A 24,399-nucleotide genomic window follows, 5' to 3' on the forward strand; every position below is an offset into this window, starting at 1 on the left:
CATTAATAAAAGTATATCAAAAAAGTACTCCTGATGATTTTTAAGATTGGTTTGAGAAATAATGTGAAAACACTATTTTTAATGTTAATTATAGATAGAGATGAACGCGTCATATGGTTAAAAGAATGAAAAAGTCAAAGATACACTGCTATATTTCACTAAGGATATAGCAGTGTATCTTTCATGTCGTTTCACTGGCAGTTTTTTATAAAAGGAGGTGTGCATTTCAGTTGCTTTTCTTTGGTAGTTAGTTGAATCGTTTAAGAATTAACGGATGTGGCAGACAGGTGCTCTGTCCAAAAACCAGTAAAATCTTTGATGGTTCCATCTTTATTTAGCTGTGCCTGTTCAAATACTGTTTTGTTTTTACCGAATGGATCAATTGCAATAATTGTTCCGATCCCCGCACGTTTGGCAGCAAGTAATCCTGAGTAAGCATCTTCGATAACAAGACAATCAGCCGGAGCTAAGCTCAGTTTGTCTGCCGCTTTAAGAAAAATATCCGGTTGCGGTTTCCCAGGGAAAGAGCCGTCGTCATAGACAATCTTGTCCCAGTCAAACCAGCGGGCTAAATCGAAAATATCAAAATAAAAAGCAACATTCTCTTTGACAGTAGCCGTGGCAATCGTTAATGGAATCTGTTGGTCAGTCAGCTGGTCAAGAGTCGCTTCAAGCCCTTTTGTCAACTGAAGCTCGTTTTCATTTTGCAAGCAAAGCATACGATAATAGCTTTCTTTTTCTTCTGACAATACGGCGATCTCAGAGGCGGTCAAATGCTCTGAAATGAAATGTTTCAAAATCTCCGTATTCGTCCGACCATGAATATTTTTTAAAATATCCTCGTCTGATAAACCATCTTTTGTATGATCATGTATCATATGCAGCCAAGCAGCTTCATGCAGATGAGAGTCCAAAAACATTGTTCCGTTGAAATCAAATATAATCCCTTTCATAGTTACGCTCCTATAGTGGTATTTTCGGTTGAATCAGCAATTTGCAGATCGACATATTGTGCATAGTGCTCTTGAACCTCCCGCGAGATCTGGCGATCCGTAATGAGCAGATCGAAATCATGCAAATTATAAAACACATAAAAATCATCTCGATTGAATTTTTTATTATCAACGAGTAGATATTTCTTACGGGAATTATTTAGAGCGATCTGCTGTGCTTCTCCTTCTTCGGTACTGTAAGTAGAGATCGCTTCGTTGTGAACGCCATTTGAACTGATAAATGCTTTTGTAAACTTTAGTCTTCTTAAATTGTCGTTGGTGATCGGTCCGACAAATGCGCCGGTATTTTTCCGGAAATCACCGCCAATCAGTAGAATTTCTGGTCCATCTGCTTGAGCAAGAATATCAAAAACTGGATAATTATTTGTAATGATCCGAATTTTCTTGTTCAGTAAATGCGTCGCCAATAGTTCGATTGTTGTACCTGGTCCTAAGAAAATCGTTTCTCCCTCGTGAATCAAGGAGGCTGCTGTGGCAGCAATTTCTTTTTTTTCTTGAATCTGCAGAGTGGCTTTTTCAGTGTGAGAAAGTTCTTGATCTAAAGTGTAGGAAAGACTTTGAGCCCCTCCATGGACACGCAGCAGCTTGCCCGATTTTTCTAATTCATCTAAATCTCTGCGAACGGTCATATCAGAAACATCTAATTGATTGATGATTTCATTAACGGTAAGGATTCCTTTTTTATTGACCATTTCTACGATAGTAAGCAATCTTTCTTTTTTCAACATTGTCTTCACCTCTAATTTAAGGATAATCTATCATATAAACGGACAACAGTCAATCTAATTCGAACAAAAGTAAACATTTAGGGTGGTTTTTATGTTTGTTACAATAGATTTTATTGCTGTTTTCTGGTTTTTATGATTATTTGTGTTTGTTTTTGTTGACAAATGTTTTGGATGCGTTTACAATGCAATCAGTTAGAAAGAGCGAAAACTGATTATAGATTTGAGGAGAGATGTACATGCTTAAATTACCAGAAGATTTTATTTTTGGCGGAGCCACAGCAGCCTATCAGGTTGAAGGAGCCACTAAGGAAGGTGGCAAAGGCGCTGTTGCTTGGGATGACTTTTTAGAGGAACAAGGGCGATTCAGTCCCGATCCGGCAAGTGATTTTTATCATCAATATGCAAAGGACATTGAATTGTGTGAACGTTTTGGTGTAAATGGTCTAAGATTATCCATTGCTTGGAGCCGCATTTTTCCTGATGGAGCTGGGAAACCAAATCCAGAAGGAATCGCTTTTTATCATCGTGTGTTCGAAGAATGTAAGAAAAGAAACGTAACGCCGTTTGTGACGTTGCATCATTTTGATACCCCTAAACGTTTGTTTGACCATGGAGATTTTTTGAATCGAGAAACAATAGAAGCATTTGTTTCCTATGCCATTTTTTGTTTTCATGAATTCAAAGAAGTCAAGGTGTGGAGTACCTTTAATGAAATCTATCCAGTTGCAACCAATCAATATTTGTTAGGTGTTTTCCCACCAGGAATCAAATATGATTTTACAAAGATCGTCGCCTGTCTTCATAATATGATGGTTGCTCATGCCCGTGTAGTGAACTATTTCAAAGAAAACGAACTTCCGGGTGAAATTGGTGTAGTTCACTCATTAGAGACGAAATATGCGGCAACAGACGCGCCGGAAGATAAGCATGCTGCCTTTTTAGACGATGCATTGTCGATCCGTTTCTTATTAGATGCTACCTATTTAGGCTATTATTCAACTGAAACCTTGACTGCTCTTGATGAGATATGTGAAGCAAATCAGGCCAGCTATCATTTTCCTGAAGAAGATTTCGTTGAATTGAAAAAAGCATCCACGCGTAATGACTACTTAGGGATCAATCACTACCAATGCCATTTTGTCAAAGCTTACGATGGAGAAAATGCAATCCATCATAACGGTACGGGTGAAAAAGGGACCTCTGTTTATAAAGTGAAGGGAATCGGAGAACGTATTTATAAAGAAGGAATTCCTCGAACTGATTGGGACTGGCTGATTTATCCAGAAGGTCTATATGACTTGTTGCTGCGAATTAAAAGCGATTACCCACATTACAACAAAATCTATATCACTGAGAACGGGATGGGGTATAAAGATCAGTTTGAAGATGGCATTATTATGGATCAGCCGAGAATCGACTATTTGAGAGTCTATTTGGAATCCTTAAGCAAGGCGATAACAGCCGGGGTAAATGTGAAGGGGTATTTTTTGTGGTCGCTTATGGATCTTTTCTCATGGACAAATGGGTATAACAAAAGGTATGGCTTGTTTTATGTTGATTTTGAAACCCAGAAGCGTTACCCAAAAGAATCAGCTTACTGGTACAAGTTGGTCAGTGAAACCAAAACGATTATTTAATAAGTGATAATGGAGGAAGAAAAGATGAATAAAGAGGAATTACAAATGCTTGGTTTTGAGATCGTTGCATATTCAGGCGACGCTCGCAGTACATTATTGAAATTATTGAAAGAAGTAAGACAAGGAAACTTTGAACATGTTGATTCGGCGTTGAAAGAAGCCGACGAAAATTTAACCCTTGCACATAATTCGCAAACAAAAATTTTAGCGGAAGAAGCATCTGGGAAAGAGATGGAGATGGGATTCATTTTTATCCATGGGCAGGATCATTTAATGACCACTTTATTGCTGAGAGATCTGATTCAAGACTTTATTGTACTGTACAGACAGAATCAAGGATAGGAGAAGAACGCTATGGATGGAATCATTAAACAAATCGAAAAAGGGAAACCATTTTTTGAAAAAATCTCACGTAATAGTTATTTAGGAGCCGTTCGTGACGGATTTTTAACAGCGATGCCAGCTATTTTATTTTCAAGCATTTTCATTTTGATTGCTGCGGTTCCTGAGATTTTTGGTTACCAATGGCCTGAATCTGTCTCCACATGGCTATGGAAAGTCTATAATTATTCGATGGGTGTTGTAGGGTTACTCGTTTCAGCAACCACTGCTCGCTGCTTGGCTGATTCGATGAATCGTCGCTTACCGAAAAACAAAGTAATCAACACCACCTCTGTGATGCTGGCCTCTGTGGTAAGTTTCCTGTTGTTAAGCGTCTCTCCGATTGAAGGTGGATTTTCAACGGAATATATGGGGACAAAGGGACTACTGGCTTCCTTTGTCGCTGCATTTTTAACAGTTAATTTATATAAGTTTTGTGTGCTGAAAGATATTACCATTAAAATGCCTAAAGAAGTTCCTGGAACGATTTCGCAAACCTTCCGAGATATTTTTCCTTTCTCTTTTTCAGTATTTGCGGCCGTTTTAATTGATTTAGGCATTCGACAAATCTTCCAAATCTCATTTGCAGAAGCAATCATTACGGTGCTGCAGCCGCTATTTACAGCAGCTGACGGGTACTTAGGAATCGCTATTATCTGGGGAGCGATGGCGCTGTTTTGGTTTGTCGGTGTTCATGGACCGTCGATCGTGGAGCCGGCAATTGCGGCAATTATCTATGCCAATGTGGAAACCAATCTGCAATTGTTCAATTCCGGTGAACAAGCTTCTAAAGTACTGACGGTGGGTTTAGGGAATTTTGTAGGAACTATGGGAGGAACTGGGGCAACATTGGTTGTTCCTTTTATCTTCCTACTCTTTGCTAAGTCTAAGCAGTTGAAGGCAGTTGGGAAAGCTTCCTTTATTCCAGTAAGTTTCGCTGTCAACGAACCATTGCTATTTGCGGCACCCATGATTTTGAACCCTTATTTTTTTATTCCATTTTTGTTAACACCTGTTGTAAACGTTTGCCTGTTCAAGTTTTTTGTCGATGTATTGGGCATGAACAGCTTTATGTACGTTTTGCCTTGGGCAACTCCAGCACCGATCGGTTTGGTTCTAGGAACGGGCATGGGTATCTTAGCTTTTGTTCTAGCAGCGGTTCTAATCGTCGTTGACTTCCTGATCTATCTACCATTTTGCAAAGCATACGATGCTGTCTTAGTAGAGAAAGAAGCACAAAAAGCAGAGGTGATCGCAACCGAGGAAGGTGCTTCTGCCGATGTACGTGAGGAAGTACCTGTGGCAGCGAGTCAAGTTATCAGCGATGCAAATAAAGAAATCAATGTGTTGGTACTTTGTGCTGGCGCAGGGACAAGTGCGATGTTAGCTAATGCTTTAAAAAAAGGTGCATCTGAATCGAAAGCACCGATCAGTGCAATGGCGGGTGCTTATGGTTCTCATTACGAAATGCTGCAGGATTTTGATATGGTGGTCTTAGCACCGCAAGTCAATTCTTACTATGATGATATCAAAGAAGACACCGATCGCTTAGGAATCAAGCTGGTTGCGACAAAAGGAGCAGAATATATCGGATTAACGAGAGATCCTGAAAAAGCTGTTCAGTTTATTCTGAACCAATTTCAATAAAGGAGGAGCCATAATGAAAATGGGAATTTGGTTGCGTAAAGCTGTTTTATTTGCAGCTGTGTTAGGGGCTTTGGGGGCTGTTTCAAAAACTGTTGAAGCATCTGCCAGCGAATTTATTCGCGGAGCAGATATTTCGATCCTGTCAGATATGGAAAAATCTGGTGCAAAATATTATGAAGACGATATTTCAAAAGATGCCTTAGAGATTTTAAAAAATAATGGTGTCAACTATGTTCGACTGCGTTTGTGGCAGGATCCTTATAATAGTAATGGAGAAAGTTATGGAGCAGGGACAAATGATCTGGAAACGACGATTGACCTTGCAAAACGAGCAAAAAATCTGGGACTTAAGGTGCTGCTGGATTTTCACTATAGTGATTTTTGGGTTGATCCTGGGAAACAGAATCTTCCTAAAGCATGGCAAGGTCTGACCTTTGAAGAAATGAATACGGCATTGTACGACTATACAAAGAACGTTCTGTCGGAAATGAAGCAGCTGGACGTTTATCCTGATATGGTTCAGATCGGCAATGAACTGAATAGCGGAATGCTCTGGCCTTATGGCAAGTCTTGGGGAGAAGGCGGGGGAGAATTTGATCGATTGGCTGCTTTTTTGAAGTCTGGTATCCAAGCTGTTCGAGACACTCAACCTAAAACAACTCCAGTAATGCTCCACTTAGCTGATGGTGGCGATACAGGAGCATTTACTTGGTGGTTTGATGAAATCACGAGTCGAGGTGTGTCATTTGATTTAATTGGAGTGTCGTATTATCCGTATTGGCACGGTTCAATGAATGAACTTCAAACCAATATGAATGCGATCAGCCAACGGTATGGTAAAGAAGTGATCGTAGTTGAAACAGCTTATGGGCATACAACAGCGAATGCCGATACTATGCCAAATGCTTTTGGCGAAGCCGAAGCAGCTGCGGGGGGATATGAACCAACACCGACAGGACAAGCAGAGTATTTGCTGGATCTTGCCGATCGGATTCAGGCAGTACCGAATAATCGCGGGGCGGGCTTCTTCTATTGGGAACCTCTTTGGTACAACGGAAATGTGAGTTGGGCAACACAAGCAGGTATGAATTATCTCAGTGTTCAATCCACTATGGGAAACGAATGGGACAACCAGGCGATGTTTGATTTTGCTGGAAACGCCTTGCCAAGCTTGCGTGCGTTTAAACAAGCAGGGGCGCAAATAAATCTAGTTAAAAATGCAAGTTTCGAAAGCGATGGACCAACGACCAGTCCTTCCAATTGGCAAACCTGGTTTCAACAAGGAACCGCTAAGGGTACGATCAAAACGGAAGCGGGCACTTTTTTTGGGGACTACAAACTAACTTTTTGGCAGGATCAAGCATACGAGGCATCAGCTTATCAAAATGTTAGTGGCATAAGCAAAGGAACTTACACATTGAGTGCCTATGTAATGTCTGGGGGAGAGTTTGATACTAATCAGTTATATATCAAAAATTATGGTGGAGCGGAACTAAATACTGCGGTTGTTAAAACAAGTGAATGGACAAAAATTACAATCAAAGACATTCCAATTACAACAGGTGTTTGTGAAATTGGGGTTTATAGCAAGGCTTCAGGAAATGCTTGGACGAACGTTGATTTTGTTTCATTGGTGAAACAATAGACTGCGGATCGTTTCGATTCAAGATCGGAGGTTCCCTTCAGCCACATCGTTAGCGTAGAAGGCAGGAATCGAACCTGCACCTCGCCTTTGCCAAAAATAACCAGAAACGATTTCCAATCATTTTTACCAAAACGAGTAAAGCACCAGACTTCATCTACACTTTGTATTATGCTAAAGAGAGTTCAACGATTTCGTAAGAAGCAATGAAAAAATTGCAAAAAGTTGTGCAGATAACATAAAGTTTGTTTAAAAAAGGGTAACCTTAGAATTCCGTCGTGAATATGATTTGAGCACTTAGATGGATAGAAAAAAGTTCTCGGAAAACAGTTCGTTTTTCGAGAACTTCTTTTTATGATAAGAATGAAACAAATTAACTTATATTACAGTCTCTTTTGGTAGGGAACCATATCATTTTTTATGAAAATCAAGCTCTTTAGCAACTGAAGAATGTTGATTTATAGGGATTCCCCCTCCATATTATGTTGGCTCTTTATTCCCACTCCACTGTTGCTGGTGGTTTAGAAGTGATGTCATACACGATACGGTTGACGTGGGCTACTTCGTTTACGATACGTACAGAGATTTTTTGCAAGACTTCCCATGGGATACGGGCAAAGTCAGCGGTCATTCCGTCGATTGAAGTTACAGCACGGATACCGACTGTGTAGTCGTAAGTACGTCCGTCACCCATAACACCGACAGAGCGGATCCCTGGAAGAACAGTGAAATATTGCCAGATATCACGGTCAAGTCCAGCAGCTGCGATTTCTTCACGCAAGATAGCATCAGATTCGCGCACGATTTCTAGCTTGTCTTCAGTGATTTCGCCAAGAACACGAATACCAAGACCAGGACCAGGGAATGGCTGACGCCAAACGATTGAATCAGGCATGCCTAACTGAGTCCCTAATTCACGGACTTCGTCTTTGAATAATGTGTTTAATGGTTCGATCAATTCAAATTGCATATCTTCTGGCAGTCCACCTACATTATGGTGAGATTTGATCGTTTGTGCTGTTTCTGTACCAGATTCGATAACGTCAGTATACAACGTTCCTTGTGCTAAGAAAGAGACGCCTTCTTCACCAGCAAGTTTTGTTGCTTCGTCATCAAAAACATATACGAATTCATTCCCAATGATTTTACGTTTTTGTTCTGGGTCAGATACACCTTTCAACTTGTCTAAGAAGCGATCTCTTGCATCGACTTTGATGATGTTCAAGCCGAATTTTCCGCCTAGACTTTCCATTACTTGTTCCGCTTCGCCTTTGCGTAGCAGACCATGGTCAACGAAGATAGATGTCAATTGGTCACCAATCGCTTTTTGTAAAAGAACCCCAACGACACTAGAATCAACGCCACCTGAAAGACCAAGCAAGACTTTTTTGTCACCAACTTGTTCACGGATTTTTTCTACTTGCATATCGATAAAGTTATCCATTGTCCAGTTACCTTCACAGTGACAAACATCAAAGGCAAAGTGGCGCAGCAATTCGATTCCGTATTCGGAATGACGTACTTCTGCATGGAATTGGATACCATAAAAATTACGTGTTGTGTCTTGGATAGAAGCAATCGGACAATCTTTGCTTGTTCCGACTGTTTCAAAGCCTTCAGGAACTTTAGTTACCAAGTCACCATGGCTCATCCATACTGTTTGTTGTTTTGGTGTTTCTTTAAACAAGACAGCTTGATCGCTTGTTACTTCTAACAAGGCTTTCCCATATTCGCGGTTTTTAGCAGGCTCTACGGAACCGCCAAGTTTGTACGTGATCAATTGCATACCATAGCAAATCCCTAATACAGGAATACCTAAATTGAAGATCTCAGGATCGATCCCAAATGCATTCTCATCATATACACTGTTTGGTCCGCCAGAAAGAATGATTCCCTTTGGATTCATCGCTTTTACTTCTTCTGCAGTAATGCGGTGGCTCAATAATTCGGAAAAGACTCCAAGATCACGAATACGTCTTGTGATCAATTGGTTATACTGACTACCGTAGTCTAATACGATAATCTTTTCAACGTTCGTCATATCGGCAACGTTTGTCAAATTTATTACCCCTATCCCTTTAAATTTTATCTCAAAATAGTCAAACTATTTTAAAATGCTAATATTTTCGCATGAAAATCGAATCGATGATATGATTTTCAGTTTTATGGAGAATTATATCGGCTCTTCCTCGTGTAGGCAAGATATATTCCTGTAAATTTTTCAAATTCACATTTTTCCATACATCTTTTGCCATTTTAAAGGCTTCTTCACGATCTCCGATAGCAAAACGATAATAATAATTCTCTGGATTTTGGAAAGCTGTATCCAGTAACGCACCAAAACGATCCAAATACCATTTTTCGATCAGCAAGGGATCAGCATCGACATAGACAGAAAAATCAAAAAAGTCGCTGACGTATATTTGCTGATTCGCAGGTAATTGAAGCGTATTGATCCCCTCAACGATCAAGATATCAGGTTGCTGGATCAGTTCGTACTTGTCTGGAATGATATCATACACATCATGTGAGTAAACAGGTACTTTTATCTCTTCCTGACCAGATTTTACACGGTTCAAGAAATCGATCAGCATCTCCATATCATAACTTTCAGGAAATCCTTTACGGTCCATGATTCCACGCTCTTTTAATATACGATTTGGATAAAGAAATCCGTCAGTCGTGATCAGCTGAACGTTTCTTCGTTTGAAGGTACGAGACAAAATCGTCTGCAGCAGTCTGGCTGTTGTACTTTTTCCAACGGCTACACTTCCGGCGATCCCGATAATAAAAGGCGGTACTTCTACGTATTTATGAAGAAATAAACCTTTACTCAAGAACAAAGATTCAAATTCTTTCATATAAAGATAAATCAGATGAGCAAGAGGTACATAGATATCTCGAACATCCTGCATGGAAATGCGGTCATTCAAACTTTTGATATTATCTAGTTCATCTTGTGTCAAAGGTGCTTGCCCATTACGATAAAATTCTCGCCATTCTTCTCTTGCCACACGGTAGTAGTTCATTGGATCATTCATATTAGCCTCCTGCGTTCTCCCATCAATGGAACTATTTTAACACAAAATAAACGCAAACCCCACCACTTAAGAGAGATTGCCGATCTTTTTGTATAATCTTTATAATAGAAAGAAACGGAGTCTTATTCTTGACTTGCGCACGGATACATAAAAGGATAGACTGTTGTCATGAAAGAAATGAGAAGGATGGAAGACATGACAAATCATTACTATTCTGAACGCCCAGATACGGCGCACGATTTTGAACAATGGGCTTTTGAGTTAAAAGGCAGAACCTTTCAATTTGTAACAGATTCTGGTGTATTTTCACGTGAAACAGTGGATTATGGTTCACGTGTCCTGATTGATGCTTTCGATTGGGAAGAGTTACCTGATGAAGGAAAGATCTTAGATGTGGGATGCGGGTATGGACCGATTGGGTTAGCTTTGGCATTTGCGACACAGCGGTTTGTTGAAATGGTCGACATTAATGAACGAGCGGTAAGTCTAGCGCAAGGAAACGCAAAGCGTAACCAAATCGAACATGTTGATATCCATCAATCGAATATCTATGAAGCAGTTCATGAAGAAACCTATGCAGCTATCGTAAGCAATCCGCCGATCCGTGCTGGAAAAAAAGTTGTACATGAAATTTTGACAGGCGCATATCATCGGTTGAAGAAGGGCGGTACACTGACAATTGTGATCCAGAAGAAACAAGGAGCGCCGAGTGCGCAAAAGAAAATGGAAGAAACATTTGGCAATGCAGAAATCGTCACAAAAGATAAAGGATATTATATCATCAAAAGTGTGAAAGAATAACTAGCTGAAAAATAGTGGAGCGACGAAAGAGTGGAACTGGGCGTACATATTACATATATGGTACGCATCAGTTCTTTTTTTATTGATGACTTTTTTAATCAAGGAACTATCTTTTCTTAAAAAAGAAGTAGCAGAATCAGAATCATGTTTTTTTACGATAAAATAAATAAGATACAGAACTTGTATAGAAGGCTGCCAAGTCGGTAGATAAAGGAGATTTTTATCAAAAAACATACTTTCCTTTTTTCTCTATTCTTTTCTTGGGGGTTTTGGTACACTGATAGGGAATTTAGATAGAAGGGAGCCAATAGGATGAAGCTGACCATCAGAGATATCGCAGAAATGGCAGGCGTATCAGTAACAACTGTCTCACAGATTTTGAATAACAAAGGAAGCAGATTTAGTGATAAGACAAGGAAAAAAGTGTTGTCGATCGTGAATGAACATCATTATAAGCCCGATTATTTCGCTTCAAATGTGATCAATCGACATTCAAAGACCATCGGAATGATCGTCCCTGATGTCACTGATTTCTTCTTCTCCAAACTGATCGAAGGTGTAGAGAGCTATTTGAATCCTTTGGGCTATGTGATCATGTTATGCAATTCTCGTCATAGCCAAGAAAATGAGATCAAGTATTTACAAGAGCTTTCCCACCGCTCAGTGGACGGAATCTTGCTGGCCACACCAAATATTTTACCTGAGAAATACGCATTAGACAGCGGATTTTATCAAAAAATGCCAATCATTTTAATCGATCGCGGATTGAATCGTCGGGATAACGGACGGCTTATCGTAAAGGAATATGAGGGCGCCTATCAAGCTGTTTCGCTGTTTATTGAAAATGGCCATACGAAGATCGGCATGCTGAAGGAAACCACTGGATACTATCAATTAGAAGAACGTTTCAACGGATATCGTCATGCGCTGAAAGATCATGGCCTGCCTTTTAATGGGAAATTTGTTGAACATGGAGAGTTGACTGTCCAAGGTGGATATACTGCATCAAAAAAATTACTCAAACATAAAGATATCACGGCTATTTTTTGCGGGAATGATGCCATGGCGATCGGATGCTATCAGGCGATCGATGAATTGGGCAAAAAAATCCCAGAAGATATCTCAGTCATAGGATTCGATGGATTAAAGCTGTCAGAATACATGATTCCGCAATTGACGACAGTGCAGCAGCCAAGTTTTGATATTGGATTTTATGCTGCACGTTTCCTGATCGATACGATCGAATTTCCTCAAAGAAAAGTTCCGAACAAAGTGTTCGAAACAAAATTAATTATTCGTGAGAGCGTAAAAGTATTGACAAAGGGCTAACTCGGCGGTATATTGCTTATGTAAGCATTTACAAAGGCGAGTTAGTGCTTTTTTTATTTTTAGTAAACCAGTTTACTAAAGTGGTTTACCTTTCCTAAAAATAATGTATAATACCGAATGAAGACAAGGAGGATCAGGCAATGCGAATGGTGGATCTGATTGAAAAAAAGAGGGATGGAAACGAGCTGTCGAAAGAGGAAATCGAGTACATCGTCACGAACTATACGAATGGAAAGATTCCAGATTATCAAGTCAGTGCATTATTGATGGCAATTTTTTATCAAGACATGACAAATGAAGAAATCACGAACTTAACATTGGCGATTGCTAATTCTGGTGATGTCATCGATTTGAGTTCTCTTGAAGGAATAAAGGTAGATAAGCATTCGACAGGTGGCGTTGGTGACACGACCACATTGATTTTAGCCCCCCTAGTAGCTAGTGTCGGAGTGACAGTGGCTAAAATGTCTGGACGCGGTCTAGGTTACACAGGTGGTACACTAGACAAGCTAGAAGCAATTCCCGGATTTCAGATCGAGCTTTCGGATGAAGAATTTGTACGCATTGTTAATGAAAGTAAAGTAGCGGTAATTGGTCAATCAGGAAACTTGGCACCGGCGGACAAAAAATTGTATGCCTTGCGTGACGTCACAGCGACCGTTGATTCTCTTCCGCTGATTGCCAGTTCGATTATGAGTAAAAAAATCGCGGCAGGAGCAGATGCAATCGTTTTGGATGTGACCACTGGAGACGGTGCTTTCATGAAGAACATCGAAGATGCAAGACGTCTGGCAAAGACCATGACGAGCATTGGGAAACTGGCTAACCGAGAAACAGTGGCGGTTATCTCAGATATGTCAGAACCTCTTGGCGAAGCTATCGGAAATAGTCTAGAAGTTGTCGAGGCAATCGAAACATTACAAGGAAATGGTCCAGAAGATCTAGTAGAAATGTGCTACGCCTTAGGAAGCCAAATGGTTGTTCTTGCTGGCAAAGCTAAGACAACCGATGAAGCAAGAACGTTGCTTCAAGAAGCTCTGGAATCAGGTAAAGCGTTAGCAAAATTCAAAGAAATGATCCAAAATCAAGGGGGAGACCCAGCGATCGTGGAACATCCAGAACGAATTTTGACTGCACGCTACACAATGGAGCTTCCTGCTAAACAAAGCGGAGTTGTGTCAAAAATCGTGGCAAATGAATTAGGAATTGCTGCAATGATGCTAGGTGCTGGGCGTAAAACCAAAGAAGAAGATATTGATCACGCTGTTGGATTGAAACTGCATAAAAAAATTGGTGACACTGTGACAAAAGGTGAGTCACTATTGACGATCTATAGTAACGACGAAGAAATCACTTCTGTCATTGAATTATTATATAAAAATATTGAAATTGGTGAATCGGCAATGAAGCCAACGTTGATTCATGACATCATCACAGAATAAAGGAAAAAAGCGGACTTTACCGTTTTAAAGAAAAGGGGAAAAGAAATGGAACTAAACCGAATGATCGACCATACTATTTTGAAAGCAGACGCATCTAAAGAAGCTGTGATGCAAATTATCGAAGAAGCAAAAAAATACCATTTTTATTCTGTCTGCATCAATCCAGCATGGGTTGCGCTAGCGAAAGAACAATTACAAGGTGAGCCAGTAGCCGTATGTACAGTAATCGGGTTTCCTCTAGGAGCAAACACACCCGAGACAAAAGCATTTGAAACAACAGATGCCATCAATAACGGTGCAGATGAAGTCGATATGGTCATCAATATCGGTGCTTTGAAATCAAAGGATGATCAACAAGTCCAAAAAGATATCGAAGCAGTTGTTGAAGCAGCAAAAGATCGTGCGCTTGTCAAAGTTATTATTGAAACATCGTTATTAGATAGAGAAGAAATCATCCGAGCTTGCGAAATAGCAAAAGCTGCAGGCGCTGATTTTGTCAAAACATCAACTGGTTTCTCAACAGGCGGAGCAAAGGTAGAGGATGTCCGTTTGATGCGTGAAACTGTAGGACCAGAAATGGGTGTCAAAGCTTCCGGCGGTATCCATAACGAAGAAGAAGCAATGGCAATGATCGAAGCTGGTGCTACAAGAATCGGAACAAGCGCAGGAGTAGCAATCGTATCTGGTTCAACTGGTGAAGGCTATTAATTTTTTCAAAGGAGAAGCTCATGGCAGAACTCAAACAAGAATGGATCAACACAGCTATTGAAGCGTTAGATAAAGCCTATGTTCCTTATTCCCATTTTCCGGTAGGCGCTTGTCTCGTAACGGAATCAGGCAAGATTTATCAAGGCATCAACATTGAGAATGCATCATTTGGATTAACGAATTGTGCCGAGCGCACAGCTTTTTTCAAAGCAGTATCTGAAGGAGAAAAAACATTTACGCATCTAGTCGTAGCGGGGCACACCCCCGATCCTATCTCTCCTTGTGGTGCATGTCGACAAGTAATGGCAGAATTCTGTTCCCCTGATATGCCGGTTACGCTAGTAGGAGACAATGGTGTGACGAAGGCAACGACCGTTCGTGCACTGCTGCCTTATGCATTTACTGAAAAAGATCTATAACTCATGTTCATTCAGTCAGCTGACTGTTGAAAAATAAAACAATTATTTTAGGAGGCTTTACAGAAATGAAAAAAGCAAAATTATTTGGTTTAGGTGCTGTCGCACTAGCAGCAGGGTTATTTTTAGGTGCATGCGGCAACAACGGCTCTACTGATTCATCCGGTGGCAAAAGCTCATCAGACACAACAACTGCAGCATTGATCACAGACACAGGTGGTGTAGACGACCGTTCATTCAACCAGTCAGCTTGGGAAGGACTAGAAAAATGGGGGAAAGATCAAGGACTTTCACGAGGAAATGATGGCTTCCAATATTTCCAATCTTCAAATGAATCAGATTACATCCCAAATATTGACCAAGCATTGAATGCTGGATTCAAAACGATTTTTGGTATTGGTTATAAACTAAAACCAGCGATCCAAGAACAAGCAACAAACAATACAGGTACGAACTTTGTTATTATCGATGATGTCATCGATGGATTAGATAACGTTGTATCTGCAACTTTCAAAGACAACGAAGCTTCTTATCTTGCAGGTGTTGCAGCAGCTTATACGACTGAAACAAACGTAGTCGGCTTTATCGGCGGTGTAAAAGGTGAAGTAATCGATCGTTTTGATGCTGGATTCAAAGCCGGTGTTGATGCAGGTGCGAAAGAATTAGGAAAAGAAATCAAAGTATTGAATCAATATGCTGGTGACTTCTCTGCTCCAGATAAAGGACGTTCAATTGCTCAAGGTATGTATGCACAAAACGCAGATATCATCTTCCATGCTTCAGGCGGTACAGGTAACGGTGTATTCCAAGAAGCAAAATCATTGAACGAATCAGGCGACAAAAAAGTTTGGGTTATCGGTGTTGACCGCGACCAATCAGACGAAGGTGAATACACATTAAACGGCGAAAAGAAAAACTTCACATTGACATCTACACTGAAAGCAGTTGGAACAGTAGTAGAAGATTTGGCACAAAAATCAGCGGACGGTAAATTCCCTGGCGGCGAACACACTGTTTATGGATTGAAAGAAGACGGTGTTGGTCTAACAGAAGGACAACTTTCTGACGAAGCGAAAAAAGCAGTTGATGAAGCAAAAGAAAAAATCATTTCAGGTGACGTAAAAGTTCCAGAAACTCCTGAAGAAAACTAAAACCATTTCTATAGCCTTGTTAGACACATGTTTGACAAGGCTATGGTTTGATTAGAACAAGAATTGTTCATTTATCCAAGCTGCCTTGTGACAGTTTGGATAAGGGAACAACTCCCTGAAGTAATGTTTGTTTCAAAAGAAGAACGCTCACTAAGCGTGAATCTTAGTCAATCGTTGCCCTAGATAGAAATCGTTAGGATGTGAAAAAAAGGTGGTTCAAGAAAATATTGTCATAGAAATGCAGAATATTACCAAAGAATTTGGAACATTCAAGGCAAATGACAACATCAATTTACAAGTAAAGGCAGGAGAAATTCATGCGTTGCTTGGAGAAAACGGTGCTGGCAAATCTACATTGATGAACGTGCTTTCCGGATTATTAGAGCCGACATCAGGGAAAATTTTGATGCGTGGGAAAGAAGTAAAGATCACAAGTCCGACCAAAGCCAACCAATTAGGGATTGGGATGGTCCATCAGCACTTTATGCTTGTTGATGCCTTTACTGTAACAGAAAACATCGTGTTGGGAAGCGAGCCTAGTCGCGCAGGGATGCTTGACCATAAAAAAGCACGAAAAGAGATCCAAAAAGTTTCTGAACAGTATGGATTGTCAGTCAACCCAGATGCTTACGTTCGTGATATTTCAGTTGGGATGGAACAACGGGTAGAAATTTTAAAAACACTTTACCGAGGAGCAGATGTACTGATTTTTGATGAGCCGACAGCTGTATTGACCCCTCAAGAAATTGATGAATTAATCGTGATCATGAAGGAATTAGTCAAAGAAGGCAAGTCGATCATTTTGATTACGCATAAGTTAGATGAAATCAAAGCAGTAGCTGACCGCTGTACAGTTATCCGCCGTGGAAAAGGAATCGGTACAGTCAACGTTAAAGACGTAACCTCACAACAATTAGCCGATATGATGGTTGGAAGAACGGTTTCATTCAAAACGATGAAAAAAGAAGCGAAGCCTCAAGAAGTCGTTTTGTCTATTGAAAATCTAGTGGTGAAAGAAAATCGTGGATTAGAAGCCGTGAAAAACTTGAACTTAGAGGTTCGTGCTGGCGAAGTACTTGGTATCGCTGGAATCGATGGAAACGGGCAGTCGGAGTTGATCCAAGCTTTGACTGGTTTGCGAAAGGCAGAAAGCGGACATATCAAGCTAAAAGGGGAAGACATCACTAATAAAAAACCCCGAAAAATCACTGAACATGGTGTAGGACACGTGCCAGAAGACCGTCATAAATACGGGTTAGTCCTAGATATGACATTATCTGAAAATATCGCACTACAAACCTATCATCAAAAACCTTACAGTAAAAACGGCATGCTGAATTATTCAGTAATGAATGAACATGCCAGAGAATTGATCGAAGAATATGATGTTCGAACAACGAATGAACTTGTTCCCGCAAAAGCTTTATCAGGCGGAAATCAGCAAAAAGCAATTATCGCTCGTGAAGTCGACCGAGATCCTGATCTGTTGATTGTTGCAAATCCAACTCGTGGACTGGATGTAGGTGCGATCGAATTTATTCATAAACGTCTGATCGAACAAAGGGACAAATACAAAGCAGTGTTACTGATCAGTTTCGAATTAGAAGAAATTTTAAATGTTTCGGATCGTATTGCTGTTATCCATGAAGGAGAAATTGTCGGTATCGTTGATCCGAAAGAAACATCTGAAAATGAATTAGGTCTATTGATGGCGGGCTATACCTTAGAAGAAGCACGAAAAGAGTTAGAAAAGGGGGATGGCGCACATGAATGATCGCAGCGAGAAATTCCGTAATTTATTAGTGCCTGTACTTTCAGTTGTTTTAGGATTGATCTTAGGCGCGATATTGATGGCTGCTTTTGGTTTTCAGCCCATCCAAGGTTATTCTTCTATGCTAGATGCAGCCCTTGGTTCGCAAAGAGGGATAGGTGAAACGTTAAGGCAAGCAACGCCGTTGATTTTTACAGCATTAGGTTTTTCTGTAGCTAACTCAGCTGGGTTTTTCAATATTGGGCTTTCTGGACAAGCACTTTGCGGGTGGATCGTCAGTGTCTGGGTGGCACTTGCGTTTCCAGATCTGCCAAAAGTTGTTTTGCTTCCGTTATGCGTGATCTTAGGTGCCTTAGCTGGTGCGATGGCAGCGGCTGTTCCAGGTTTACTTCGAGCATTTTTTGGAACAAGTGAAGTGATCGTAACAATCATGATGAACTATATCTTATTATACGTAAGCACATTTGCTTTACATGAAGTGATGCCTGAAAGCTATCGCTCAAGTTTGGACTCTTCCAATATGATCAGTCAAAATGCCTCACTGCGGTTACCATGGTTAACACAAGCTTTTGGCGGCTCTCGCGTAAACTCAGGATTATTTTTAGCAATCATCGCGCTTATTTTCGTTTGGCTGCTGATGAAGAAAACGACTTTAGGATTTGAAATCCGTTCTGTTGGATTGAATCCTTTTGCTTCTGAGTATGCAGGAATGAGTAGTAAACGTACGATCGTTTTGTCGATGGTCATTTCTGGCGCTTTGGCAGGGCTTGGCGGTGTGGTTGAAGGATTAGGAACGTATCAAAACTTCTTTGTTCAAACGACTTCGCTATCTATTGGATTTGACGGAATGGCTGTCTCCTTGCTTGGTTCTGGATCAGCAATCGGTATTCTTTTATCAGCGATCTTGTTCAGTATTTTGAAGATCGGTGGACTTGGCATGCAGACAGGAGCAGGTGTTCCGTTTGAGATCGTCAATGTATCGATTGCTTTGATTATCTTCTTTGTCGGGATCAACTTCCTGATTCGTTTCGTCATGGCTAAAGTCTTCCAAGGGAAAAAACAAGAAGAGATCGTTGCGACAATAGAATCGAAACCAACGAATCAAAACCATGAAGGGGGCGAACTATAATGTCGACTATCGAATTAATTGCCTTGATCCTTACTTCTACACTGGTTTATTCAACACCGCTAATTCTAACGTCACTAGGCGGAACTTTTTCTGAACGAAGCGGGATCGTAAACGTAGGGCTAGAGGGAATCATGGTCATGGGTGCTTTTAGTTCCATCGTTTTCAACTTGACGATGAGTCCATCACTTGGTTCTATGACACCATGGATCGCTATTTTAGTGGGTGGCGTCGTAGGTATCCTATTTTCTCTGATTCACGCAGTAGCAACAGTCAGTTTGCGTGCTGACCATATTATCAGCGGGACAGTAATTAATCTGATGGCACCTGCTTTAGGTGTTTTCTTGATCAAAGCATGGTATGGTAAAGGTCAAACTGATAACATCACGCAGAATCTGGGGTATTTTTCTTTCCCAGGATTAGCAGATATTCCGGTCATTGGACCAATTTTCTTTAAAAATACATTCTTACCTGCTTATTGTGCTATTTTGATTGCTGTCCTAGCTTGGGTGATCATCTTCAAGACGAAATTCGGCTTGCGCCTCCGTTCAGTTGGTGAAAATCCTCAAGCTGCCGACACATTAGGTATCAATGTATATGCTATGCGTTATTCAGGCGTACTGATTTCTGGCTTGTTAGGCGGTATGGGCGGTGCTGTTTTTGCTCAGTCGATTTCCGGTAACTTTTCAGCTGGTACGATCGTTGGACAAGGGTTCATCTCCATGGCTGCTATGATCTTTGGTAAGTGGAATCCTTTAGGGGCAATGGGTGCCTCATTGTTCTTTGGTTTTGCTCAAAGCTTGAGTATCATTGGCGCACAATTACCAGTTATTTCTTCGATTCCGCCAGTATTGCTGCAAATTGCTCCATATTTGCTGACAATCATTGTGCTGGTTGTTTTCTTAGGGAAAGCTTCTGGTCCAAAAGCAAACGGGAAGAACTATATCAAATCAAAATAATCTTTTAGCGAATAAAAAGGGTGGGTTACGGGAAGTGTTTTTCGTCTCGCCCTTTTTGTTTTAAAGGCAATAAAAATAAAAAGAAAGAAGGAATAATCATGTTTAAACGCGTACATCTGATCGTCATGGATTCAGTAGGAATTGGAGAAGCACCGGATGCCGATAAGTTCGGTGATATTGGTTCTGATACATTAGGACACATTGCGAAAGAAGCAGGATTGAACGTTCCACATTTAGAGCAGCTTGGTTTAGGAACGATCCGTCCTCTTGAAGGTGTGGAATCAGTGAAAGATCATCAAGGCTATGCGACGAAATTAGAAGAAGTTTCTGTAGGGAAAGATACGATGACAGGCCACTGGGAAATCATGGGATTGAATATCAAAACTCCATTTCGTGTGTTTCCGAACGGATTCCCTGATGATCTGATCAAACAAATCGAAGAATTTTCTGGCCGTAAAGTCGTATGTAACAAACCTTATAGCGGAACAGCTGTTATTGACGATTACGGTGAACACCAAATGAAAACAGGCGATTTAATTGTATATACTTCTGCCGATCCTGTCCTTCAGATCGCGGCACATGAAGAAATCATTCCTTTAGAAGAATTATATCGGATTTGCCAATTCGTTCGTGATATAACAAAAGATGATCCGTATATGATTGGCCGAATCATTGCACGTCCGTACGTGGGTGAACCAGGAGACTTCACACGAACAAGCAATCGCCATGATTATGCGTTGAATCCATTCGGACACACAGTCCTTGATTCTTTGAAAGAAGCAGGAAAGGACGTGATTGCTGTTGGAAAGATCAACGATATTTTCAACGGACAAGGAATCACTGAATCTGTCCGCACGAAAAGCAATATGGATGGCGTTGACCAGCTACTGAAAGTTATGAAAAACGATTTTTCAGGAATCAGCTTTACTAATTTAGTAGATTTTGATGCATTATACGGTCATCGTCGGGATGTAGTCGGCTATGCGCATGCGATTGAAGAATTTGACTTACGAATTCCAGAATTGCTTGAAGCGATGGAAGAAGACGACTTGCTAATGATTACAGCCGATCACGGAAACGATCCGACGTTTACTGGTACCGATCATACGCGAGAATATGTCCCGTTATTGGTTTACAGTAAAAAAATGAAAGAACAAGGGGCATTGCCTCAAGGATATTATTCAGATATTTCAGCAACGATTGCTGAGAACTTTAGTGTTTCTTCGACTGAAAATGGCGAAAGCTTCTTGAAATTATTAAAATAATCTTTTTAAATAGGAGAAAGCAAATGACCAAGTTAAGCGAGATGTTACAAGAAACGACCCAGTTTATTCTTGACAAAGGAGTAAAAGAAATTGATTTTGGTTTGATTCTAGGTTCAGGATTAGGTGAATTAGCAGATGAAATCGAAGATGCTGTAATGATTTCTTATGATGAGATCCCGTTCTTTCCTGTTTCGACAGTAGTTGGGCATGCAGGAAAGCTAGTTTATGGGTCTCTGGCAGGCAAGAAAGTGTTAGCCATGCAAGGGAGATTCCACTACTATGAAGGTCATTCCATGCAAACAGTGACCTATCCAGTACGTGTGATGGCCGGGCTAGGGGCCCATTCAGTCATTGTGACTAATGCATGTGGTGGTGTCAACGAATCATTTGTACCAGGAGATTTGATGCTGATTACCGATCATATCAATTTTACTGGTGAAAATCCTTTGATCGGTCCGAATGAAGATGCAATGGGCCCTAGATTTCCAGATATGAGTCAAGCTTATACGCCTGACTATCAAGCAACAGCAAAAGCAGCAGCAGAAAAACTAGGTTTGGATCTTAAAGAAGGCGTATATATGGGCTATTCTGGACCAACTTATGAAACGCCTGCGGAGATCCGAATGTCTCGGACAATAGGAGCCGATGCAGTAGGGATGTCGACTGTTCCAGAAGTCATCGTAGCAGCTCACAGCGGATTAAAAGTGTTAGGAATCTCTTGTATTACCAACTTAGCAGCAGGTATGCAAGCGAATCTGAGCCATGAAGAAGTTGTAGAAACAACTCAGAGAGTCAAACAATCTTTTAAAGCATTGGTTAAAGAAACATTGACATTATTGTAATAGGAGGAACAATAAAATGAGTGTGCATATTGAAGCGAAAGAAGGCGAGATCGCCGATAAGATTTTACTTCCGGGAGATCCTTTGCGAGCTAAATATATTGCGGAGACTTTTTTGGAAGATCCAGTTTGTTACAATCAGGTACGCGGTATGTTAGGCTTTACCGGCAAATATAAAGGAGAACGTATTTCTGTTCAAGGAACAGGAATGGGAATGCCATCAGCCACCATCTATGCCCATGAATTGATCCAGTCGTATGGTGTAAAGAAATTGATTCGAGTAGGTACATGCGGTGCATTGTCAAAAGACGTCCATGTTCGTGATTTAGTACTAGCACAAGGTGCAGCGACCAGTTCTTCGATGATCGAAAAAAATTTCCAAGCCTTTCATTTTCCTCCAATCAGTGATTTCAATCTATTACTGAAAGCATATGAGATAGCTAAAGAAAAGGGCTATACGGTTCATGTAGGAAATGTTCTTTCGGAAGATTCTTTCTACAAAGATGATTTGACAGAGACATTCCAATTAGCTGAACTTGGCGTTTTAGGAGTGGAAATGGAAGCAGCGGCTCTTTATTACTTAGGCGCGAAATACCATGTGCAGACATTAAGTTTGATGACCGTTAGCGACCATTTGATCACCGGTGAAGAAACAACAGCTGCAGAACGTCAATCTACGTTCAATGAAATGATCGAAGTAGGATTGGAAACAGCGATAGCAGAATAAGAAGGAAATGAAAAAGCTGCCCTGCATTAAGTAATAAGAACATCCAAGCAAAAATAGCTCCTCATGTTTTTGACTTGGCTGGACTTATTATTGCAAATGTAAGCTTTTGAACACCGTTTACCAAGAGGTTGTGAATCTGCCGTTTAACTCTGAGTCACAAGGAACAATTTCAAAAAACAGCTTTTCATGTTTGATGAATATTGTTACTTGTGACCGAGAAGTTGGCAGGAGAACACCGTTTATACGAAAAAAGGGACTGTGACAAATCGTGTCACAGTCCCTTTTTTATAGTGTTTTTTATAGGTAGTATTTTTTAGCAACTGTTAAGTCATCATTTAATTCATAAACAAGTGGTTGACCTGTTGGAATTTCAAGATCCATGATGTCTTCGTCAGAGATACCTTCGATATGTTTAGCTAGGGCGCGTAATGAGTTACCATGTGCAGCTACTAAAACAGTTTTGTTGTCTAGTAATGCTGGAGCAATTTCATCTTGCCAGAATGGCAAAGCGCGTTCTAATGTCACTTTCAAGTTTTCTCCACCAGGAATATCGCGTTTGTCTAACATTGCGTAACGACGGTCATTTGCTGCAGAACCTTCGTCAGTTTCTTCCATTAATGGAGGAAGAGTATCGTAAGAACGACGCCAGATGTGTACTTGTTCGTCGCCGTATTTTTCAGCTGTTTCTTTTTTGTTCAAACCTTGTAATTTACCATAGTGACGTTCGTTTAAGCGCCATGATTTGATTTGTGGTACCCAAAGTTGATCTGAATATTCTAAGATCAAGTTACATGTTTTGATTGCACGAGTTAAAACAGAAGTGTAAGCAACATCAAATTCGATTCCAGCTTCTTTGATTTTGCGTCCGCCTTCTTTTGCTTCTTCGATTCCTTCTGGTGCTAGATTTACATCAGCCCAACCAGTAAATTGGTTCAATGCATTCCATTCACTAAGACCGTGACGAGAAAAAACTAATTTTGGCATGTTTAGCTCTCCTTTTAAGATAGGTTTATATTTCTGAAATTTTCAGTTCTGTTTTATTGTACAATTTTTTGGAAGAGATTTCCATCGAAAAATTAGATAAGATTCTATGAGAAAACAAGTAGAGAATATAAAAAAACGAACAGTGCCCACGCAACTGTTCGTTTTTAGGTATTAGATGCATAATTGCTCGATTTCTTTTTCAGGTAAATTGATATATTTATAACATGTTCCAACTGAAACACCGCATTTTGAAGAAATAAATTGGATCGTTTCTTTTTTTTCATAATAGAGACGTCGGATTTTTTTGATCGTTTTTGCATCGATTTTTGGTCTTCCGCCGATTTTTCCTTTTTTACGAGCTTCATCTAATCCAACTAATGTACGTTCTTTGATCAATGCGCACTCCATGTTTGCTAGGTTTTCCATTAATTGGAAATAGATTTTTCCCATTTCGCGCGTATCGATTCCTTCATCAAGACTAATCAAGTGCAGCCCGCGATCTTTGAATAATTGCGTGAGTTCTGTTAATTGCCGCGTAGATTTGCCTAATCGATGAAGTTGGCAAATGACTAGTGCATCGCCTTGTTGCATGTCAGCGATCACTGACTCCAAATGAACAGCAGTAGAATCATTTTGTTCCACTTCATATGTCTCATGGAAAATTTCTTGACAACCAAAGTCAGATAATTGATCAACCTGAGTTGTTAAATCAACGTCATTTATGGTTGTGCGTGCATAACCAATAATTTTCATGGTGATTCCTTTCTAGCAGTGATTTTCTAACTGGATATA

Annotated in this window: 22 protein-coding genes; 16 read left to right on the plus strand and 6 right to left on the minus strand. The window is 40.3% G+C overall.

Features of this window, described 5'->3' with window-relative positions:
* Positions 1 to 260 precede the first annotated feature (260 nt).
* Complete coding sequence (locus IGL70_RS00145; RefSeq protein ID WP_002288638.1) at positions 261 to 953, minus strand: HAD family hydrolase; 693 nt, start codon at positions 951 to 953, stop codon at positions 261 to 263.
* A gap of 2 nt (positions 954 to 955) precedes the next feature.
* On the minus strand, positions 956 to 1,741 hold the full coding sequence (locus tag IGL70_RS00150) for a DeoR/GlpR family DNA-binding transcription regulator (RefSeq protein WP_002288637.1): 786 nt from the start codon (positions 1,739 to 1,741) through the stop codon (positions 956 to 958).
* Between the two features lie 236 nt (positions 1,742 to 1,977).
* On the opposite strand from IGL70_RS00150, the gene lacG reads away from it, so the two are divergent.
* Genes lacG through IGL70_RS00170 form a run of 4 tightly spaced genes read left to right on the plus strand, consistent with a single transcriptional unit; the run spans position 1,978 to position 7,051 of the window.
* Positions 1,978 to 3,378: a 6-phospho-beta-galactosidase gene (gene lacG, locus IGL70_RS00155; protein WP_002288636.1), complete on the plus strand. Its 1,401-nt coding sequence runs from the start codon at positions 1,978 to 1,980 to the stop codon at positions 3,376 to 3,378.
* A 24-nt stretch (positions 3,379 to 3,402) separates the two neighbouring features.
* A complete protein-coding gene (locus tag IGL70_RS00160) occupies positions 3,403 to 3,720 on the plus strand; it encodes a PTS lactose/cellobiose transporter subunit IIA (protein ID WP_002288635.1) in 318 nt (105 codons plus the stop codon).
* Positions 3,721 to 3,732: 12 nt separating this feature from the next.
* Positions 3,733 to 5,406, plus strand: a complete 1,674-nt coding sequence (locus tag IGL70_RS00165) for a PTS lactose transporter subunit IIBC (protein ID WP_002288634.1) — start codon at positions 3,733 to 3,735, stop codon at positions 5,404 to 5,406.
* 13 nt (positions 5,407 to 5,419) lie between these two features.
* Complete coding sequence (locus tag IGL70_RS00170) at positions 5,420 to 7,051, plus strand: glycoside hydrolase family 53 protein (protein ID WP_002288633.1); 1,632 nt, start codon at positions 5,420 to 5,422, stop codon at positions 7,049 to 7,051.
* A 490-nt stretch (positions 7,052 to 7,541) separates the two neighbouring features.
* Here IGL70_RS00170 and guaA read toward each other — a convergent pair whose 3' ends face one another.
* Positions 7,542 to 9,107, minus strand: coding sequence for a glutamine-hydrolyzing GMP synthase (gene guaA / locus IGL70_RS00175; protein ID WP_002298578.1), 1,566 nt, complete (start codon positions 9,105 to 9,107; stop codon positions 7,542 to 7,544).
* 58 nt (positions 9,108 to 9,165) lie between these two features.
* The gene (gene coaA / locus IGL70_RS00180) at positions 9,166 to 10,089 is read right to left on the minus strand and encodes a type I pantothenate kinase (RefSeq protein WP_002298576.1); all 924 of its coding nucleotides are present in this window, start codon (positions 10,087 to 10,089) and stop codon (positions 9,166 to 9,168) included.
* Between the two features lie 195 nt (positions 10,090 to 10,284).
* On the opposite strand from coaA, the gene IGL70_RS00185 reads away from it, so the two are divergent.
* From IGL70_RS00185 to deoD, 12 genes are all read left to right on the plus strand, one after another.
* On the plus strand, positions 10,285 to 10,890 hold the full coding sequence (locus IGL70_RS00185) for a class I SAM-dependent methyltransferase (RefSeq protein ID WP_002325169.1): 606 nt from the start codon (positions 10,285 to 10,287) through the stop codon (positions 10,888 to 10,890).
* A gap of 312 nt (positions 10,891 to 11,202) precedes the next feature.
* Positions 11,203 to 12,219, plus strand: a complete 1,017-nt coding sequence (locus tag IGL70_RS00190; protein WP_002294322.1) for a LacI family DNA-binding transcriptional regulator — start codon at positions 11,203 to 11,205, stop codon at positions 12,217 to 12,219.
* Between the two features lie 140 nt (positions 12,220 to 12,359).
* Complete coding sequence (locus tag IGL70_RS00195) at positions 12,360 to 13,661, plus strand: pyrimidine-nucleoside phosphorylase (protein WP_002289207.1); 1,302 nt, start codon at positions 12,360 to 12,362, stop codon at positions 13,659 to 13,661.
* A gap of 45 nt (positions 13,662 to 13,706) precedes the next feature.
* Complete coding sequence (gene deoC, locus IGL70_RS00200; protein WP_002289206.1) at positions 13,707 to 14,369, plus strand: deoxyribose-phosphate aldolase; 663 nt, start codon at positions 13,707 to 13,709, stop codon at positions 14,367 to 14,369.
* A gap of 20 nt (positions 14,370 to 14,389) precedes the next feature.
* Positions 14,390 to 14,788 carry a cytidine deaminase gene (locus tag IGL70_RS00205; protein ID WP_002289205.1) on the plus strand — a complete coding sequence of 133 codons (399 nt, stop codon included), beginning with the start codon at positions 14,390 to 14,392 and terminating at the stop codon, positions 14,786 to 14,788.
* Positions 14,789 to 14,853: 65 nt separating this feature from the next.
* Entirely contained in the window at positions 14,854 to 15,936 is a 1,083-nt protein-coding gene (locus tag IGL70_RS00210; RefSeq protein WP_002289203.1) for a BMP family lipoprotein, read from the plus strand.
* A 211-nt stretch (positions 15,937 to 16,147) separates the two neighbouring features.
* Positions 16,148 to 17,710 (plus strand): ABC transporter ATP-binding protein, encoded by a 1,563-nt coding sequence (locus IGL70_RS00215; RefSeq protein ID WP_104873707.1) that lies wholly within the window; start codon positions 16,148 to 16,150, stop codon positions 17,708 to 17,710.
* Positions 17,703 to 18,836: an ABC transporter permease gene (locus IGL70_RS00220; RefSeq protein WP_002289201.1), complete on the plus strand. Its 1,134-nt coding sequence runs from the start codon at positions 17,703 to 17,705 to the stop codon at positions 18,834 to 18,836. Before IGL70_RS00215 ends, IGL70_RS00220 begins: the two co-directional genes overlap by 8 nt.
* Positions 18,836 to 19,792 (plus strand): ABC transporter permease, encoded by a 957-nt coding sequence (locus IGL70_RS00225; protein ID WP_002289200.1) that lies wholly within the window; start codon positions 18,836 to 18,838, stop codon positions 19,790 to 19,792. The genes IGL70_RS00220 and IGL70_RS00225 overlap by 1 nt, the downstream gene beginning before the upstream one ends.
* Before the next feature lie 98 nt (positions 19,793 to 19,890).
* On the plus strand, positions 19,891 to 21,057 hold the full coding sequence (gene deoB / locus IGL70_RS00230; protein ID WP_002307310.1) for a phosphopentomutase: 1,167 nt from the start codon (positions 19,891 to 19,893) through the stop codon (positions 21,055 to 21,057).
* 23 nt (positions 21,058 to 21,080) lie between these two features.
* A complete protein-coding gene (locus tag IGL70_RS00235; RefSeq protein ID WP_002289198.1) occupies positions 21,081 to 21,899 on the plus strand; it encodes a purine-nucleoside phosphorylase in 819 nt (272 codons plus the stop codon).
* 16 nt (positions 21,900 to 21,915) lie between these two features.
* A complete protein-coding gene (deoD, locus tag IGL70_RS00240) occupies positions 21,916 to 22,623 on the plus strand; it encodes a purine-nucleoside phosphorylase (protein ID WP_002289197.1) in 708 nt (235 codons plus the stop codon).
* 297 nt (positions 22,624 to 22,920) lie between these two features.
* On the opposite strand, the gene gpmA is transcribed toward deoD, so the two are convergent.
* Both gpmA and IGL70_RS00250 read right to left on the minus strand, forming a co-directional pair.
* Positions 22,921 to 23,607 (minus strand): 2,3-diphosphoglycerate-dependent phosphoglycerate mutase, encoded by a 687-nt coding sequence (gene gpmA, locus IGL70_RS00245; protein WP_002294321.1) that lies wholly within the window; start codon positions 23,605 to 23,607, stop codon positions 22,921 to 22,923.
* A 171-nt stretch (positions 23,608 to 23,778) separates the two neighbouring features.
* Positions 23,779 to 24,360, minus strand: coding sequence for a recombinase family protein (locus IGL70_RS00250; protein ID WP_002294320.1), 582 nt, complete (start codon positions 24,358 to 24,360; stop codon positions 23,779 to 23,781).
* Positions 24,361 to 24,399: the final 39 nt, after the last annotated feature.

Origin of the sequence: Enterococcus sp. DIV0901a, assembly GCF_051711525.1 — a bacterium.
GTDB lineage: Bacteria > Bacillota > Bacilli > Lactobacillales > Enterococcaceae > Enterococcus_B > Enterococcus_B faecium.

What these genes read in the sequence shown, in the direction of transcription:
- IGL70_RS00145 (WP_002288638.1), bottom strand. Translation starts at nt 953, where the DNA reads ATGAAAGGGATTATATTTGATTTCAACGGAACAATGTTTTTGGACTCT.
- IGL70_RS00150 (WP_002288637.1), bottom strand. Translation starts at nt 1,741, where the DNA reads ATGTTGAAAAAAGAAAGATTGCTTACTATCGTAGAAATGGTCAATAAA.
- lacG (WP_002288636.1), top strand. Translation starts at nt 1,978, where the DNA reads ATGCTTAAATTACCAGAAGATTTTATTTTTGGCGGAGCCACAGCAGCC.
- IGL70_RS00160 (WP_002288635.1), top strand. Translation starts at nt 3,403, where the DNA reads ATGAATAAAGAGGAATTACAAATGCTTGGTTTTGAGATCGTTGCATAT.
- IGL70_RS00165 (WP_002288634.1), top strand. Translation starts at nt 3,733, where the DNA reads ATGGATGGAATCATTAAACAAATCGAAAAAGGGAAACCATTTTTTGAA.
- IGL70_RS00170 (WP_002288633.1), top strand. Translation starts at nt 5,420, where the DNA reads ATGAAAATGGGAATTTGGTTGCGTAAAGCTGTTTTATTTGCAGCTGTG.
- coaA (WP_002298576.1), bottom strand. Translation starts at nt 10,089, where the DNA reads ATGAATGATCCAATGAACTACTACCGTGTGGCAAGAGAAGAATGGCGA.
- IGL70_RS00185 (WP_002325169.1), top strand. Translation starts at nt 10,285, where the DNA reads ATGACAAATCATTACTATTCTGAACGCCCAGATACGGCGCACGATTTT.
- IGL70_RS00190 (WP_002294322.1), top strand. Translation starts at nt 11,203, where the DNA reads ATGAAGCTGACCATCAGAGATATCGCAGAAATGGCAGGCGTATCAGTA.
- IGL70_RS00195 (WP_002289207.1), top strand. Translation starts at nt 12,360, where the DNA reads ATGCGAATGGTGGATCTGATTGAAAAAAAGAGGGATGGAAACGAGCTG.
- deoC (WP_002289206.1), top strand. Translation starts at nt 13,707, where the DNA reads ATGGAACTAAACCGAATGATCGACCATACTATTTTGAAAGCAGACGCA.
- IGL70_RS00205 (WP_002289205.1), top strand. Translation starts at nt 14,390, where the DNA reads ATGGCAGAACTCAAACAAGAATGGATCAACACAGCTATTGAAGCGTTA.
- IGL70_RS00210 (WP_002289203.1), top strand. Translation starts at nt 14,854, where the DNA reads ATGAAAAAAGCAAAATTATTTGGTTTAGGTGCTGTCGCACTAGCAGCA.
- IGL70_RS00220 (WP_002289201.1), top strand. Translation starts at nt 17,703, where the DNA reads ATGAATGATCGCAGCGAGAAATTCCGTAATTTATTAGTGCCTGTACTT.
- IGL70_RS00225 (WP_002289200.1), top strand. Translation starts at nt 18,836, where the DNA reads ATGTCGACTATCGAATTAATTGCCTTGATCCTTACTTCTACACTGGTT.
- deoB (WP_002307310.1), top strand. Translation starts at nt 19,891, where the DNA reads ATGTTTAAACGCGTACATCTGATCGTCATGGATTCAGTAGGAATTGGA.
- IGL70_RS00235 (WP_002289198.1), top strand. Translation starts at nt 21,081, where the DNA reads ATGACCAAGTTAAGCGAGATGTTACAAGAAACGACCCAGTTTATTCTT.
- deoD (WP_002289197.1), top strand. Translation starts at nt 21,916, where the DNA reads ATGAGTGTGCATATTGAAGCGAAAGAAGGCGAGATCGCCGATAAGATT.
- gpmA (WP_002294321.1), bottom strand. Translation starts at nt 23,607, where the DNA reads ATGCCAAAATTAGTTTTTTCTCGTCACGGTCTTAGTGAATGGAATGCA.
- IGL70_RS00250 (WP_002294320.1), bottom strand. Translation starts at nt 24,360, where the DNA reads ATGAAAATTATTGGTTATGCACGCACAACCATAAATGACGTTGATTTA.